Origin of the sequence: Caulobacter flavus (genome assembly GCF_003722335.1) — a bacterium.
Classification (GTDB): domain Bacteria; phylum Pseudomonadota; class Alphaproteobacteria; order Caulobacterales; family Caulobacteraceae; genus Caulobacter; species Caulobacter flavus.
Genome location: NZ_CP026100.1, coordinates 1562806 through 1578878 on the forward strand (window position 1 = coordinate 1562806; position 16073 = coordinate 1578878).

Annotated in this window: 14 protein-coding genes; 9 read left to right on the forward strand and 5 right to left on the reverse strand. The window is 70.4% G+C overall.

The window, feature by feature from the left end; genetic code table 11:
* Window positions 1-32: 32 nt before the first annotated feature.
* Entirely contained in the window at window positions 33-1454 is a 1422-nt protein-coding gene (locus C1707_RS07430) for a sensor histidine kinase (protein WP_101714083.1), read from the reverse strand.
* 258 nt (window positions 1455-1712) lie between these two features.
* On the opposite strand from C1707_RS07430, the gene C1707_RS07435 reads away from it, so the two are divergent.
* Window positions 1713-2174 carry a DUF4126 domain-containing protein gene (locus tag C1707_RS07435; RefSeq protein ID WP_101714082.1) on the forward strand — a complete coding sequence of 154 codons (462 nt, stop codon included), beginning with the start codon at window positions 1713-1715 and terminating at the stop codon, window positions 2172-2174.
* A 188-nt stretch (window positions 2175-2362) separates the two neighbouring features.
* Here C1707_RS07435 and C1707_RS07440 read toward each other — a convergent pair whose 3' ends face one another.
* On the reverse strand, window positions 2363-4645 hold the full coding sequence (locus C1707_RS07440; RefSeq protein WP_101714081.1) for an NADP-dependent malic enzyme: 2283 nt from the start codon (window positions 4643-4645) through the stop codon (window positions 2363-2365).
* Between the two features lie 249 nt (window positions 4646-4894).
* Here C1707_RS07440 and dapB point away from each other — a divergent pair, with 249 nt between their 5' ends.
* The 4 genes from dapB (at window position 4895) to C1707_RS07460 (ending at window position 9799) form a co-directional block, all read left to right on the forward strand.
* Window positions 4895-5677, forward strand: a complete 783-nt coding sequence (gene dapB, locus C1707_RS07445; protein WP_101714080.1) for a 4-hydroxy-tetrahydrodipicolinate reductase — start codon at window positions 4895-4897, stop codon at window positions 5675-5677.
* Between the two features lie 272 nt (window positions 5678-5949).
* Window positions 5950-9216, forward strand: coding sequence for an intermembrane phospholipid transport protein YdbH family protein (locus tag C1707_RS07450; RefSeq protein ID WP_101714079.1), 3267 nt, complete (start codon window positions 5950-5952; stop codon window positions 9214-9216).
* A 35-nt stretch (window positions 9217-9251) separates the two neighbouring features.
* Window positions 9252-9431, forward strand: a complete 180-nt coding sequence (locus C1707_RS07455; protein ID WP_101714078.1) for a YnbE family lipoprotein — start codon at window positions 9252-9254, stop codon at window positions 9429-9431.
* Window positions 9432-9445: 14 nt separating this feature from the next.
* Window positions 9446-9799 (forward strand): YdbL family probable chaperone protein, encoded by a 354-nt coding sequence (locus C1707_RS07460; RefSeq protein WP_101714077.1) that lies wholly within the window; start codon window positions 9446-9448, stop codon window positions 9797-9799.
* A 172-nt stretch (window positions 9800-9971) separates the two neighbouring features.
* On the opposite strand, the gene C1707_RS07465 is transcribed toward C1707_RS07460, so the two are convergent.
* The gene (locus C1707_RS07465; RefSeq protein WP_101714076.1) at window positions 9972-10754 is read right to left on the reverse strand and encodes an SDR family NAD(P)-dependent oxidoreductase; all 783 of its coding nucleotides are present in this window, start codon (window positions 10752-10754) and stop codon (window positions 9972-9974) included.
* Between the two features lie 57 nt (window positions 10755-10811).
* Between C1707_RS07465 and C1707_RS07470 the strand changes: the two genes are divergently transcribed.
* Window positions 10812-11234 (forward strand): YkvA family protein, encoded by a 423-nt coding sequence (locus C1707_RS07470; protein WP_101714075.1) that lies wholly within the window; start codon window positions 10812-10814, stop codon window positions 11232-11234.
* Window positions 11227-11859 carry a lysoplasmalogenase gene (locus tag C1707_RS07475; protein WP_101714074.1) on the forward strand — a complete coding sequence of 211 codons (633 nt, stop codon included), beginning with the start codon at window positions 11227-11229 and terminating at the stop codon, window positions 11857-11859. The genes C1707_RS07470 and C1707_RS07475 overlap by 8 nt, the downstream gene beginning before the upstream one ends.
* Window positions 11860-11970: 111 nt before the next feature.
* On the opposite strand, the gene C1707_RS07485 is transcribed toward C1707_RS07475, so the two are convergent.
* Window positions 11971-13332 (reverse strand): glutamate--cysteine ligase, encoded by a 1362-nt coding sequence (locus C1707_RS07485; protein ID WP_101714073.1) that lies wholly within the window; start codon window positions 13330-13332, stop codon window positions 11971-11973.
* A gap of 271 nt (window positions 13333-13603) precedes the next feature.
* Here C1707_RS07485 and C1707_RS07490 point away from each other — a divergent pair, with 271 nt between their 5' ends.
* Window positions 13604-14371, forward strand: coding sequence for a tetratricopeptide repeat protein (locus tag C1707_RS07490; protein ID WP_101714072.1), 768 nt, complete (start codon window positions 13604-13606; stop codon window positions 14369-14371).
* Between the two features lie 146 nt (window positions 14372-14517).
* On the opposite strand, the gene C1707_RS07495 is transcribed toward C1707_RS07490, so the two are convergent.
* Window positions 14518-15234 carry a 16S rRNA (uracil(1498)-N(3))-methyltransferase gene (locus C1707_RS07495; RefSeq protein ID WP_101714071.1) on the reverse strand — a complete coding sequence of 239 codons (717 nt, stop codon included), beginning with the start codon at window positions 15232-15234 and terminating at the stop codon, window positions 14518-14520.
* Between the two features lie 62 nt (window positions 15235-15296).
* Between C1707_RS07495 and ppk2 the strand changes: the two genes are divergently transcribed.
* Entirely contained in the window at window positions 15297-16073 is a 777-nt protein-coding gene (gene ppk2, locus C1707_RS07500) for a polyphosphate kinase 2 (protein ID WP_101714070.1), read from the forward strand.

Below are 16073 nucleotides of genomic sequence, written 5' to 3' on the forward strand. Positions count from 1 at the left end.
TTAGAGACTCCAAAACTCGGCCCGAGAGGCTCCTACCTGCGTTCGTCCAGGCTGGCGACGACGCCGAGTTCGGGCGAGGGCGGGTTGGGCAGGGGCGCGACGGCCTCCAGCCGGCAGACCAGGCCCTCGGGCCGCCAGTCCATCCGCGCCTGACCGCGCAGCTCGCCGCGCAGGCTGCGCTCGATCAGCCGCGAGCCGAAGCCGCGCCGGGCCGGGGGCGCGGCGATCGCGGGGCCGCCGGTCTCGGTCCAGGTCAGCGACAGGGCGCGGGTGGCCGGATCGAAGCGCCACGCCACCGCCACCGAGCCCTCCAGGTTCGACAGCGCGCCGTACTTCAGGGCGTTGGTGGCCAGCTCGTGGAACACCAGCGACATGGTCAGCGCCCCGCCCGGCGGCAGGAAGCAGGGCGGCCCGGTCACCGACACCCGGCCCGCCGCGGCGGTGAACGGGGCCAGCGCGCGCTGCGCCACCTCGCACAGGTCGGCCCCGTGCCAGCTCTCGCGGGTCAGCACGTCGTGGGCCAGCGACAGGCCCAGCAGCCGCAGCTCGAACTTCTCGAAGGCGGTGACCGGGTCGGGCTCGTTGCGCAGGGTCTGGGCGGCCATCGACTGGACGGTGGCCAGGGTGTTCTTCACCCGGTGGTTCAGCTCGTTGATCAGCAGGCGCAGCTGGCCCTGGTGGCGCTCCTGCTCGGCCTCGACCGCCTTGCGGGCGGTGATGTCGGCGATGATGGCGACCAGATAGGCCAGGCCGCCGCGCGGCTGCACCTTGGAGACGGTCAGGCGGATCCACAGCAGTTCGCCGTCGCCGGCGATCAGCCGCCGCTCGGCGGCGTAGGTGTCGAGCCGGCCGGCCAGCAGGGCGCGCACGTGGGCCTGGGCGCCCGGCAGGTCGCGCGGCGCGATCAGGTCGGCGGCGTTGCCGGCCACCAGATTTTCCCGCGTGCGGCGGGTGATGGCGCAGAACCGCTCGTTGACCTCGAGGAACACCCCGCGCGGCGAGATCCGCGCCACGCCCATGGCCGCCTGCTCGAACACCGCCTTGTAGCGGGCCTCGGCCGCCTCCAGCCGCAACCGGGCCTCGACGGCGGCGGTGACCACCTCGGTATAGAGCACCAGGCCCCCGACCGCGCCCTCGTCGGTGCGCCAGGGGGCCATCGACCAGCGGATCCACTCGACCCGGCCGTGGCGGTCGACATAGCGGTCGCCGCCGTCCTCGCGCAGCTCGACCCCTTCGGTCAGCACCCGCGCGTGCAGGTCGCGCCAGTACTGCGGGATCTCGGGGAACACCTCGTAGTGCACGCGGCCCAGCAGCGGCAGGTCGGGCGCCAGGCCCTGGTCGGTCAGGTACTGGGTCGAATGGGCCAGGTAGCGCATCGACCGGTCGAAGATGGCGATGCCCATCGGCGCGTGCTTGAGCGCGGTGGTCAGGCTGGGCGAGACCGTATCGATCATCGGTCCGGGCGGTCTCCGAGCGGCGGCGGCGACGGGAGCGATATCATGGCCCCGTTCGCGCTGGAGGTGAAAGCGAGAATTCTCGCGCGTCCATCCAGATGCTCCCCTCTGGGGAGCTGTCGCGGAGCGACCGAGGGGGTCTTTGGCGCCGGCGGCTGGCTCCCCCAAGAATGGGGGGGTCCAGGGGGCGCCGCCTCGGATCGAAATCCCGGCCCGGCGTGTTGCTCCCGTGAGCCCTTCAAGCCCCGGAGACCCGCCATGCTCGCCTCGTTCCTTATCGGCCTCGCGGCCGGCGCCCGCGCCCTGACCCCGTTCGCCGCCGTCAGCGACGCGGCCGCCAAGGGCGCCCTGCCAGCCGACAACGGCGCGCCGTCGTGGCTGGGCCACCCGCTGGTCAGCGCCGGGACCAAGGCCCTGGCCGCCGGCGAACTGTGGGGCGACAAGCTCCACTCGGCTCCCGACCGCATCGTCCCGGCCGGCCTGCTGGCCCGCGTGATCACCGCCGGCATAGCCGGCGCGGCCCTGGCGCCCCGCAACCGCGCCCTCGCCGGCGGCGTCCTCGGCGCCACCGCCGCCATCGTCGCCGCCTATGTCACCTTCGACCTCCGCATGGCGGCCCTGAAGCGGTTCGGCCAGACGCCGACGGGCCTGGTGGAGGATGCGCTGACGGTGGCGGCGGCCAGGGCGGTGGTGGGGGGCGTGGAACGTCGGGCCGTCTAGGGCGCCTACTCAATCGAGTGGCATGCCGGCTTCAATGAATTCAGTCACTTATCTCTCGTCGTCCCGGAAAGCACGAAGCGCTTACCCGGGACCCAGGGGCCGGCGCACTGCAAGTGGCCCCTGGGTCCCGGCTCTACGGCCGGCTGCGCAGCCCTTCGGCCGGGATGACGAGCGGCGGACCTATGCCCCTACTCCCCCGCCTCCACCGGCTGGTCGTAGGCCGCCATCATCGCCATGTTGAGGATCTTCGACACCGAAGCCCCCAGCGGACAGATCTGCACCGACTTGGAGAGCCCCAGCAGCACCGGGCCGATCACCGTGGCGCCGCCAAGCGACTGGACCAGCTTGGTCGAGATCGAGGCGGCGTGGATGGCCGGCATGATCAGGATGTTGGCGCTGTCGGTCAGGCGCATGAACGGGTAGGCGAGGCGCTTTTCGGGGTCGAGGGCCAGTTCGGGGGGCATTTCGCCCTCGTATTCGAACTCGACGCCCATCTCGTCCAGCGTGGCCACGGCCTGGCGCACCTTGTCGGAGCGCTCGCCCATCGGGTTGCCGAAGGTGGAGTAGCTCATGAAGGCCACGCGCGGCTTGAAGCCCAGGCGCGTGACGGCGCTGGCGGCCTCGCAGGCGATCTCGACCAGCTCGTCGGCGTCGGGCAGCTCGGTGACGTTGGTGTCGGCCACGAAGATGGTGCGGCCCTTGGCCAGCACGACCGACATGCCCATGATCCGGCCGCCGGGCGCGGGGTCGACGACGCGCAGCACCTCGTCCAGCGCCTGGTCGAAGCTGCGGGTGACGCCGGTGACCATGCCGTCGGCCTCGCCCATGCTGACCATCGAGGCGGCGAAGCTGTTGCGGTCCTGGTTGATCAGGCGCTGGACGTCGCGCTTGAGGAAGCCCTGGCGTTGCAGGCGCGCGTACAGGGCGTCGACGTAATCAGGATTACGATCCGAAAGACGCGCGTTGTGGATCTCCAGCCCCGAGGTCTCCGGATCCAGGCCCACGAGCTTCATGTTCTCGTGCACCAGGTTCTCGCGGCCGCAGAGGATGGCCTTGCCGTAGCCGCCGGTCTGGAAGGCGTAGGCGGCGCGGATGACGCTGGGCTCCTCGCCCTCGGCGAAGACGATGCGCTTGGGCTTGGCCATGACCGAGCCGGCGATCTTCTGCAGGAAGCCGGCGGTGGGGTCGAGGCGCTGGGCCAGGCTCTGGCGGTAGAGGTCCATGTCGGCGATCGGCCGGCGGGCCACGCCCGTGTCCATGGCCGCCTGGGCCACGAACGGCGGCACGTACCAGATCAGGCGCGGATCGAAGGCCGAGGGGATGATGTAGTCGGGGCCGAACTTCAGCTGGCGGCCGTGATAGGCGGCGGCCACTTCATCCGGCACGTCCTCGCGGGCCAGGTTGGCCAGGGCCTGGGCGCAGGCGATCTTCATCTCGTGATTGACGCGGCGGGCCCGCACGTCGAGCGCGCCGCGGAAGATGTAGGGAAAGCCCAGGACATTGTTGACCTGGTTGGGATAGTCGCTGCGGCCGGTGCCCATGATGGCGTCGGGGCGCACCCGGTGCACCTCTTCCGGAGTGATCTCCGGGTCGGGATTGGCCATGGCGAAGATCACCGGATTGGGCGCCATGCTGGCGATCATCTCGGGCGTGAACGCGCCTTTCGCGGACAGGCCCAGCAGCACGTCGGCGCCGGCCACGGCCTCGGCGAGCGTGCGCTTGTCGGTATCGACGGCGTGGGCGCTCTTCCACTGGTTCATGCCGTCGGTGCGGCCGCGATAGAGCACGCCCTTGCTGTCGCAGGCGATGACGTTTTCGGGGCGCACGCCCATGGCCTTGATCAGGTCCATCGAGGCGATGCCGGCCGCGCCGGGACCGTTCAGCACCACCTTGATGTCGGCCAGCTTCTTGCCGGTGATGTGGCAGGCGTTGATCAGGCCGGCGGCGCAGATGATGGCGGTGCCGTGCTGGTCGTCGTGGAACACCGGGATGTCGAGCAGCTCCTGCAGCTCGGTCTCGATGCGGAAGCACTCGGGGCTCTTGATGTCTTCCAGGTTGATGCCGCCGAAGGTGACGCCGATGTTCTTGACGACGGTGATGATCTCGTCGGCGTCCTTGGTCGTGACCTCGATGTCGATGCTGTCGACGTCGGCGAAGCGCTTGAAGAGGACGCTCTTGCCTTCCATCACCGGCTTGGAGGCCAGCGCCCCCAGGTCGCCCAGGCCCAGGATCGCCGTGCCGTTCGAGATCACCGCCACCAGGTTGCCCTTGGAGGTGTAGTCGTAGGCGGCGTCGGGATCGGCGGCGATGGCGTGCACCGGCACGGCCACGCCGGGCGAATAGGCGAGGGAGAGGTCGCGCTGGGTCGCCATCGGCTTGGTGGGGGTCACCGCCAGCTTGCCCGGCTGGGGATAGCGGTGGAAGGCCAGGGCCTCCGCGTCGGTGAAGGTCTTGCGTTCCGCGTCGCTCATGGCGGCGTTTCCTGTCCTGCGTAGCCAGTTGAAATGGACCCGCCGAACGATGCGACGCGTCCTTATGCGAGGATCAGCCTAGCGACGGGGCGGGGGCGCTACAACCGGACAATATCAAATGGTACCGGTACAAACGCTTGTTGGGCAAAGGCTTGCGGATTCCGCGCCGCTCCCGTTACGGAAGTGTGGCGTTGACCGCGAGGGGCGGATGAGCGACGAGGCGCGGGCCTGCCTGTCGGAGAAAAGTCCATGTCCTCGTCCCCCGTTCGGATCGCCGTCGCCGGAGCCCTGGGCCGCATGGGCAAGGCCGTCTGCGCCACCCTCGAAGGCCGCGCCGACGCGCTGGCCGCAGCCCGCTTCGACCGCCCGGGGGCGGAGGGCGAGGGCCTGGTGGCGCTGGAGAGCGCTCTGGCGGATGCGCAGGCGATCATCGACTTCACCATCCCCGAGGCCTCGACAACCTTGGCCGAGACCCTGGCCCAGGCCGGCGGCGGGATCGCGCTGATCATCGGCTCGACCGGCTTCACCCCCGAGCAGGACGCGCGCCTGGCCAAGGCGGCCGAAAAGATCACCATCGTGCGCTCGGGCAACTTCTCGCTGGGCGTCAACATGCTGATGGGCCTGGTGCGCCAGGCCGCCGCCGCCCTGCCGGCCAGCGACTGGGACATCGAGGTCTTCGAGGCCCACCACAAGCGCAAGATCGACGCCCCGTCGGGCACCGCCCTGATGCTGGGCCAGGCCGCCGCCGAGGGCCGCGGCGTGGTTCTCTCCGAAGTCGAGGACCGCGCCCGCGACGGCGTCACCGGTCCGCGCCAGGAGGGCTCGATCGGTTTCTCGGTGGTGCGCGGCGGCGGCATCATCGGCGAGCACAGCGTGATCTTCGCCGGCGAGAGCGAAAGCCTGACCATCGCCCACTCGGCCATCGACCGTGGCCTGTTCGCGCGCGGCGCCGTGGCCGCCGCCGTGTGGGCGCAAGGCAAGCCGCCGGGCATCTACGACATGCAGCAGGTGCTGGGGTTCAGGGCGGTCTGAGGGGCGTCTGCCACCTTCTCCCCAACTCCCGTCATTCCCGCCCTTGTGGCGGGAACCTCTCTGTCAGCCGCAAAGGCAGTAGGGGCGGCGTGCCGAGCACGCCGCTGGCGCTTCACGTGCGAACGGAACCAGGGGTTCCCGCCACAGGGGCGGGAATGACGGGATGAAAGAGAGGCGGATCACCGCCTCGCCGTGTTTCAAGACCGTCGGTTTGTAGACTTTTCTCCAACACAGGCCTCACAAACGCCACGGCTTGCGGCATGGTGCGGCCAATGGCCGAGCCTCACGCCGACCCCGATTCCGTCAAGAAACCCGCCAAGCCCAAGCGGGGCCCGCGCCTGAGCAAGGCCGCGCTGGCCGACGCCGGGCTGGAGGCGGCGTCCTTCGCCATGATGGCGTTCATCGCCCTGGGCATGTCGGCCTATGCCGGCCGGCGCGAGATCAGTCAGGCCCTGGCCGAAGCATGGCTGGCCGAGCGCGGCATCGAGGGCCTGATCTCGGTCGAGAGCCTGGACGCTTCGGGCTTTTCCGGCTCGATCCGGCTGGGTCCCAAGAACGATCCCTACTTTTCGGCCAAGCGCATCGAGGTGGCCTACGACCTGCAGGCCCCGTGGTCGGGCGGGCCGTTCGCCATCGACACCCGCGCCGTGCGCATCACCAGCCCGCGCCTGCAGGCCCGCTACGACGGGCAAAAGCTGACCTTCGGCAAGCTGCAGCCGCTGATCGACGAGGCGCTGAAGTCGCCCGGCGAAGAGAAGGCGGGCGGGCCGGCGGTGCTGGTCGAGGACGCTCGCGTCACCCTGCAGACCCCCGGCGGCGTGGCCCGCCTGACCGGCGACGCCAGCCTGGACGACGGCCAGCTCCTGCGGCTGGACGCGGCGATCGCGGCCATGCGCTACGCCACCGAGGACCTGCAGGTCGAGTTGCGGGGGGCGGTGCTGAAGGCCCGCAAGCGCGGCGACCGGCTGTCGGTCGACGCCCGCGCGCAGATCGACGCCCTGGACGCCGAGCAGGTCGACCTGGAGGGCGCCGACGCCCGGGTCGAGGCCGACGTGGCCTATCCCGACCTCAAGCGCCTGGCGGCGACCGGACCGGCCGACGTCAAGCTGTCGATCAAGGCGCAAGGCCTGAGGGCCGGCGAGACCAGCCTCGACGACGTCGAGACCCGCCTGACCCTGGCGGGCCTGGTGGCCGGCAACTTCACGCAAGGCGGCGCGGCCGCGCGGCTGTCGGGCCAGGCCCGGGCCGGGCGGCTGGTGGCGCCGGGGCTGGAGGCGCGCAGCTTCACCGCCGAGCTCGACAGCGACGCCCTGCGGGTGGACTTCGACAAGGCCGGCGCGCGGGTGCTGGGGCCGGCGAGGCTGCGCGGAACGGCCGAACGGGCGGTGGCTGGCGGCGCGGCCCTGACCCGCTCGGCGATCGACATCAAGTCCAAGACCTTCGTGTTCAGCGCCCCCAAGGGCCGGCCGATGAGCGTGTCGGGCCCGATCCAGGTAGCCGCCGGCGTCGGCCGCGCGGCGCGCGACGGCCTGGGGCTGTCGGCCCTGGTGCTGGACGCCAAGGGCCGCTTCCAGGCGGGCGAGACCCTCAGTCTGAGCCTGGCCGGCCGGGCCGGGGCCGACGGGGCGGTGGCCGCCCCCGACGCCGAACGCCTGACCGCCGGCCTGCCCAGCCCGGAATACGCGGCGGCGGCCCGCAAGGCCCTGGCCGACTTCTCGCTCGACGCCGACGACCTGCGGCTGGAGATCGGCGAGGGCCGCGTGGCCGCCTTCGCCGGCAAGCCGGTGACCCTGGCGGCGGCCAGCGGCGCCAAGGCGACCCTGACGCCGGGCGGCGGTCGTCTGCTGGAGAGTGTGGGCGGCGTCTCGCGCGGCGCGGCGACCCTGGCGCTGAACGGCGGCGGCCTGCCCGACCTGACCCTGACGGCCGGCGACTGGCGGGCCGACGCGCGCGGCTTCTCCTCGCCCGTCACCCTGGTCGGCAAGCTGGACGTGCCGCCGGCCGAAGGGATCAGCGCCACGATCAAGGGCCAGGCCCGCGCCTCTGGCGGCGTCTTCGACTTCCGTCTGGCCGGCTGCACGCCGGTCAAGGTGGCGGCCGTCGAAGCGGGCGAGGCCGGCGAGCGTCCGATCCAGGACATCGCGCTGGACGTCTGTCCCGTGTCGGCGCCGCTGGTGCGGGTGGCCAATGGCCGCTGGGAGGCCCAGGCCCGCTTCGCCAACGGCCGCGGCGCGATCACGGCGGCCGAAGCCAAGGCCGAGGGCGTGGCCGGGACCTTCGTCGGCGGCGGCCAGGGCTTCGACCGCGCCGAGGTGCGGCTGACCGAGGGCCGGCTCGTCGACGCGGCCTCGGCCAAGCGCTTCGAGCCGGTGAAGGCGACAGGCCGGTTGCAGCTGGCCTCGGGCGTCTGGACCGGCGGCGTCGACGTGGGCACGGCCAGCGGCTTTGCCCTGGGACGCATCGATATCCGCCATGGGGTGGAGAGCGGACGCGGCTCGGCGATCATCGACGCCTCGAACATCGTCTTCACCAAGGAGGCGGGCCTGCAGCCGGTGGCCGTCAGCCCGATGGCCGCCTTCGCCAGCGAGGCCGAGGGCAAGGCCAGCTTCAGGGGCCGCTTCGACTGGACCGACAAGGGCGTGACCAGCAGCGGCGAGGTCGCCACGCAAGGGCTGGACTTCCGCGCCAGCCCGCTGGGCTTCGTGGCCACCCTGGCCGGCGACGTGAAGTTCGACAGCCTGGCGCCGCTGACCAGCGCGCCGGACCAGAGCCTGAAGATCACCCGCATCGACTCCATCGTGCCGCTTGAGGCGGTAGGCGCGGTGTTCACCCTGGGCGCCACCTCGCTGAAGGTCAGCGAGGCCGGCCTGACGGCGGCCAAGGGCAAGATCTCGATCGAGCCGGTGGACGTGCCGCTGAACGGCGGCCCGATCAGCGGCGTCATCGTCATCGACGGCCTGGATCTGGGCGAGCTGACCGCCGGCTCGACCCTGGCCGAGAAGGTCAAGCTGGACGCGGTGGTCTCGGGCCGCCTGCCGTTCCAGTTCAGCGACAAGGGTTTCAAGCTGCTGGACGGCAAGCTGTCGGCCATCAAGCCTGGCCGAATCTCGATCGCCCGCGAGGCGCTGACGGGCGTGGAGGCCAATCAGGGCGAGAGCGACAGCCCGGGCAACCCCAACAACCAGCCGGCCGCCGACGCGCCGGTCAACGCCATCCAGGACTTCGCCTACCAGGCCATGGAGAACCTGGCCTTCGACACCCTGGAGGCCGGGGTCAACTCCACGCCGAACGGGCGCCTGGGGGTGCTGTTCCACATCAAGGGCGAGCACGACCCGAAGGTCGCCGAGAAGGCCCGCGTGGGCATCCTCGAGCTGATCCGCGGCAAGGCCTTCCAGCGCCGGATCCCGCTGCCGGCCAAGACGCCGGTGGACCTGACGCTCGACACCTCGCTCAATTTCGACGAGCTTCTGGCCGCCTGGGGCCGTCGTTTCGCCGAAGAAACCGAAGAGACCCGCCGTTCAGCACCGGTTCAGCCGTGAACGACGAACCTGACGATCGAACTGGAGACCAACGCATGCTCAAGCGCGCCCTGATCGCGACCCTGCTGGCGGCGGGAGGCCTGGCGGCCTGCACCCCCACCGTCCGCGTCAAGGTCGATCCGATCAACATCTACGCCAAGCTGGACGCCGACGTGCGGGTGCGGCTGGACAAGGAAGTCCAGACGCTGATCCAGCAAAACCCGAACCTGTTCTAAGCAAGGAGACCGCCATGATCCGCAAGACGATGACGGTTTTGGCCATCGCCGCCGCCATGGGCGCGGTCGCCGCCCCCGTGTTCGCCCAATCGGCCGCCGCCAAGGCCGCCGTTGACAGCGCCAAGGCCGCCGGCACGGTCGGCGAGCAGGCCGACGGCTTCCTCGGCATCGTGTCGGGCGGCGACGCCGACCTGCGCGCCGCCGTGGCCGAGATCAACACCGGCCGCGCGGCCGTCTACAAGGACACCGCCGCCAAGACCGGCGTCACCGCCGACGCGGCCGGCCAGGCCACCGCCAAGCAGCTCTATTCGCGTCTGGCCGCCGGCCAGTACTGGAAGCCGCTCGGCGGCGGCTGGGTGAAGAAGTAAGTCGCTGGCGTAGATGCTCCCCCTCTGGGAGCTGTCGCGGAGCGATTGAGGGGGTCTGGCCTTCGCGCCGGCCCCCTCCGGCCCTCTGGGCCACCTCCCCCAGAGGGGGAGGATTTGAGACACCAAACGCCGCGACAGCCTTGCAGCCGTCGCGGCGTTTTTCTTTGCCGGCTTACCGCGGGGCCATGCGGATGCCGCCGTCAAGGCGGACGTCCTCGCCGTTGAAGTAGCCGCAGGTGATCATGGTCAGGGCCAGCTGGGCGTACTCGGCCGGGTTGCCCAGGCGCTTGGGGAACGGCACCGAGGCGGCCAGGGCGTCCTTCACGTTGCCGGGCGCGGCGTTCATCAGCGGGGTGTTGAAGATGCCCGGCAGGATGGTGTTGACGCGGATGCCGTCGTTCATCAGGTCGCGGGCGATCGGCAAGGTCATGCCGATGACGCCGCCCTTGGAGGCCGAATAGGCGGCCTGGCCGATCTGGCCGTCCTCGCCGGCGACGCTGGCGGTGTTGACGATCGCGCCGCGCTCGCCGTCCTGCAGCGGTTCCAGGTCGAGCATGCCCTTGGCCGACTTGGCGATGCAGCGGAAGGTGCCCACCAGATTGATCTGGATCACGCGGTCGAAGATATCGAGCGGGAAGTGCTTGGTCTCGCCGGTGGCCTTGTCGCGGCTGGCGGTCTTGGCGGCGTTGCCGACCCCGGCGCAGTTGACCAGGATGCGCTCCTGGCCGTGGGCGGCGCGGGCCTTTTCGAAGCCGGCGTCGACGTCGGCGTCGCTGGTGACGTTGACCTTGCAGTAGACGCCCCCGATCTCCTTGGCGACCTCTTCGCCGCGGGCCTCGTTCATGTCGAAGATGGCGACCTTGACGCCCTGGGCGGCCAGGGCGCGGGCGGTGGCCTCGCCGAGGCCCGAGGCGCCGCCGGTGACGACGGCGGCGACGGTGTTGTCGAGTTTCATGGACGTTTCCCCTGGGGTTGCGTTTAATTGGTCTCTGTTGAGGAGCGGTTTAACCCGATGAGCGCCGACGCCAAACCATCCCCCGACGTCAACGGCGGCGTGACGCCCGACGACGTGCTGGATCCGAGGAAGGCGCTGGTGCCGGCCGCGGTCCGGGTCAACGAGCAGAAGGTGGCGCGCGGCTTCTGGCCGAAGATGCGCCGCGTGGCCTCGAAGATCCCGTTCGCCGCCGACGCCCTGTCGCTGTGGTGGTGCGCGCGTGATCCCGAGACGCCGACGGCGGCCAAGGGCATGATGTTCGCGGCCCTGGCCTATTTCGTGCTGCCCACCGACGCCATTCCCGACGTGCTGCCGGCCATCGGCTTCACCGACGACGCCGCCGTGATCGCCGCCCTGCTGGCCATCGTCGGCAAGAACCTCAAGCCCCGTCACAAGGACGCCGCCCAGGCCTTCCTCTCCAAGCTTTCCAAGGATGACTGACGCGATCCTGTGGGCGATCTGCGGCGCTTGCGCCCTGGCCTATGGCCTGGTGCTGGTGGAGCGCCCGCCGTCGTTCATCCGCACGCTGGTCAAGACCGCCGCCACCGGCGCCCTGGCGGTGCTGGCCTATCTGGAGGGCGGCTCTGGCCTGCTGGCCGTGGCCCTGACCCTGTGCGCCCTGGGCGACGCCTTCCTGGCCGGCGATCCCAAGCGCTGGCTGCCGTTTGGCCTGGCGGCGTTCCTGGCCGGGCACGTGGTCTACGTGATCGTCTTCTGGCGCGAGCGCGCGGCGCCCGGCCAGACCTTCTTCGTGCTGGCGCCGGTCGCGGCCCTGGTCGGGGCGGTGATGCTGCGGCGGCTGTGGGGCTCGCTCGGACCGCTGCGGCCGGCGGTGCTGGCCTATGTGGCGGCGATCCTGGCCATGGTGGTCTCGGCCGCCGCCTTGCCCGCCGTCCGCTGGCTGGCGACGGCCGGTGCCGTGGCGTTCATGGCCTCGGACGCGATCCTGGCCTTCGACCTGTTCAAGGGCGCGAAACTGTTCGGCTCGGCCAGGCTCACGGCCTGGGCCGTGTGGTTCCTCTACATCGGCGGCCAGGCGGGGATCGTGCTGGGGATGCTGCGGTAGACCCCCTCCGGCCCTCCGGGCCACCTCCCCCAGAGGGGGAGGATTTAGCAAGACAGATGCTCCCCCCTCTGGGGGAGCTGTCGCAGAGCGACTGAGGGGGTCTTCCCGACCTTAGTAAGCGCCTTCGTCGAACAGCTTGCCGATGTCGCCCTGCCATTGCCCGTGGAACTTCTCCAGCAGGCGTTCGGCGGGCGTGATCCCGCTGTCGGCGATCTCTTCCAGTTCGCCCAGATAGATCGTCTCGTCGAGGAAGCCGCCGTTCAGCTGGGCGCGGTTCTTCAGGCCCGACTTGGCGATGGCGACGAAGTCCCTGGCCACGTCCTGCACGCTGCGGCCGGCGACCCGCGCCTTCAGGCCCAGGCGCGGCACGTCGCGGCGCAGGCCCTCGCGGTCCTCGACCGTCCAGTCCTTGGCCAGGTCCCAGGCCGCCGCCAGGGCCGCGTCGTCGTAGAACACGCCGGTCCACAGGGCCGGCAGGGCGCACAGGCGACTCCACGGGCCCGCGTCCGCGCCGCGCATTTCCAGGTAGGTCTTCAGGCGCACCTCGGGGAACGCCGTGGTGGCGTGGTCGGCCCAGTCCTTGATCGTGGCGCGCTCGCCGCCGACTTCCTCGATCTTGCCGTCGATGAAGTCGCGGAAGCTGCGGCCGGCCAGGTCGATGTAGCGGTCGCCGCGCTTGGCGAAGTACATCGGCACGTCCAGCATGTACTGGGCGTAGCGCTCGAAGCCGAAGCCGTCCTCGAACACGAACGACAGGAGGCCCGTGCGGTTGGGGTCGGTGTCGGTCCAGACATTCGCCCGCGCGGAGAGGAAGCCGTTGGGCTTGCCTTCCGTGAACGGAGAATTGGCGAACAGCGCGGTGGCGATCGGCTGCAGGGCCAGGCTCATGCGGAACTTGGCGACCATGTCGGCTTCGCTCTCGAAGTCGAGATTGGCCTGCACCGTGCAGGTGCGCAACATCATGTCGAGGCCCAGGTTACCGACCTTGGGCATGTACTCGCGCATGATCACGTACCGGCCCTTGGGCATGACCGGCACGTCCTCGCGCTTCCACTCCGGCGAGAAGCCGACGCCGAGGAAGCCCAGGCCCAGTTCGTCGGCCACGGCCTTGACCTCGTCGAGGTGGCCGCCGGTCTCCTCGCAGATGTCGTGCATGGTCTTGAGCGGGGCGCCGGAGAGCTCGAACTGGCCGCCGGGCTCGAGGCTGACATTGGCGCCGTTGCGCTCGAGGCCGATGATCACATCGCCCTCCATCACCGGCTTCCAGCCGAAGCGCTGCAGGCCGACCAGCAGGGCGTGCACGCCCTTGTCGCCGTAGTAGGGCACGGGCGCATGCGAGCCGAGATAGAAGCCGAACTTCTCGTGCTCGGCGCCGACGCGGAAGGCCGACCGGGGTTTGCTGCCTGCGGCGAAATAGGCGGTCAGGTCTTCGAGGGTCAGCGGGCGCTGATCCAGGCTGGCGGTGTCGGCCATCGCCGTCTCCCCTAAAATCCAACGTCACAGGAGGGGAGAGGCCCTGTCCCCCGACCGCGCGATCGTGCGCAGTTGGGCGCTGTCTTAGCCGACCACAAGAGGGTCCGCCACAAATAGCGTTACCGTTCGGTCTCCCCACGCCCGCAGGCGGCGGAGGAGCGGGACGGCGTCGGACCTGGCAGCGACAAAAATCACCATTCTCTTCCACGCGGAACCGCCTAAGGATCGGCGGCGGGAACGTCGGTGAAAACCGAAAAGCCGGGGGAATCGAATGAAGTTCGCAGCACTGTTGGCGGCCGGCGCGCTGCTGGTCGCCGCGCCGGCGCTGGCGCAGGAGGCCGCGCCGGGCGCGCAATACGTCGCCGCCGCCCAGGAGGCCGCCAAGGCCGGGAACAAGGAAGAAGCCTTCCGGCAGATGGAGCTGGCGGCCAAGGCCGGCAACGTGATGGTCGCCTACTTCCTGGGCCGGGCCTACGAGCAGGGCGGCGACGTGCCAAAGGACGAGGCCCGGGCGCTGGCCTATTTCAAGCAGGCGGCGGACGGCGGCCACATGGACGCCGAGTACCGGATCGGCATGCGTCACCTGAGCGGCGAGGGGCTGCCGCGCGATCGCGACAAGGCCATCGACTACCTGGTCGGCGCCGACCGTCACGGCTCGATGCGCGCCAACGCCGAACTGTCGAAGATCGCCCAGGCCGAGGACCAGAAGCTGGTCTGCGCCAAGGAGGCGATCGCGCGGCTGGGCTACGAGCGCGCCCGCACCACCACGGCGATGTTCGCCGACGCCAACGAATTCGTGCGCCCGGCCGGAAGCGGCGGCGACTTCGTCTCGCTGTACGGGCCCGACGACGGAAGCATGATGGCCGCATCGCGCTACAGGGCGGTGAGGCTGAGGGTCGAGGGATACCGCGCCGTGCGCGAGCAGAAGGTCTCTGGCGGCTCGGCGAGCGTAACCTTCTACGAGTACGAGGGCCGGGGAGACCCGTCAGCCCAGGGGGCCAAGGACGCGGAGTTCGTGCGCAAGGCCTGCGGCCTGTGAGGGGCATAAGGTCCTCTCCCCGTGGGAGAGGTGTCGGCGAAGCCGACGGAGAGGGGAGCGACTGGGAGATCGGCCAATAGCTGCGGAAGCTGAAAACGGCCCCCCTCCGGCCCTTCGGGCCACCTCCCCCAGAGGGGGAGGATCTCCTACTTCCAGTCCCCCGCCGCGGCTTGCCACAGGGTCATGGCGCTGATGGCGGCGGTGTCGGCGCGCAGGATGCGCGGGCCGAGCGAGATCGGGGTGACGAAGGGCAGGGACCGCAGGCGTTCCCGCTCCTCGGGGGCGAAGCCGCCTTCGGGGCCGATCAGGATGGCGGCGGGGGCGCCCGTGCCGGCCAAGGCCTCGATGGCGGGCCTGGCGTCGCCGCCCTCGTCGCAGAACACCAGGCGGCGGCTCTCGTCCCAGCCGTCGAGGATCTTGTCGAGTTTCTCCGGATCGAGGATCGCCGGCACGTCGAGGCGGCCGGTCTGCTCGGCGGCCTCCATGGCGATGGCGTCCAGGCGCGCCAGCTTCATGTAGTCGACATTGGTGCGGCGGGTGATCGTCAGGCGCACGCGGCGCGCGCCCAGTTCGGCCGCCTTCTCGACGATGGTCTCGACCCGGCCGCGCTTGACCATGGCGACGATCAGCTCGAGGTCGGGCGGGGTGGTCTGGGCGCGGGTCTGTTCCTCCGCCTTCAGCAGGCAGCCGCGCTTGCCGGCGTCTACCAGGCTGGCGCGCCACTCGCCGTCGGTTCCGTTGAACACCAGGATCTCGTCGCCGACGCCGAGGCGCATGACCTGGACGAGATAGCGCGACTGCTCCTGGGTCGGAGCGATTCCGGCGTCCTTGGACAGCGGTTGGGGCACGAAAAGGCGGATCATGCGCTCCTTCTAGCGCAGGTTCGCTTTCAGGGGGTAGGCTCGCTGCGGAACAAGGATGGGCCATGAGCAAGGACCGCGACTACGACGAGGAGCTGCGCGACCTGCAGATCGCGCTGATCGCCCTGCAGAGGCTGGCCATCAAGGAAGGCTGGAAGCTGCTGGCGATCTTCGAGGGCCGTGACGCCGCCGGCAAGGACGGCACGATCGCTCGCATCACCGAGCATCTCGACCGCCGCCAGACCACGGCCGTCGCCCTGCCCAAGCCCACCGAGCGCCAGCAGAGCGAATGGTACTTCCAGCGCTATGTCGAATGGCTGCCGGCCTGCGGCGAGGCGGTGATTTTCAACCGCTCCTGGTACAACCGGGCCGGCGTCGAGAAGGTGATGGGCTTTTCCACCCCTCAGCAGCAGGAGCAGTTCCTGCGCGACGTGCCGGCCTTCGAGACGATGCTGGTCGAGAGCGGCATGAGGTTCTCGAAGTTCTGGCTGGATATCGGCAAGGAGACCCAGGCCGAACGGCTGAAGGCCAGGCGGGACGATCCGCTGAAGGCCTTCAAGACCAGCCCGCTGGACGCCGTCGCCCAGGAGAAGTGGGACGACTACACCGCCGCCCGCGACGGCATGCTGACCCGCACCCACAGCGAGACCGCGCCCTGGGTCTGCGTGAAGGCCGACCACAAGAAGGCCGCGCGCCTCAACGTCATCCGCTGGCTGCTGCACGCGGCCGCGCCGAAAGGGGCGGCGGGCCGGAAGATCCTCAAGGGCGTGCCCGAACCGGATCCCGAGGTGATCTTCCGCTTCGAGCCGTCGGCGCTGACCGACGGGCGGCTGGCGCGGTAG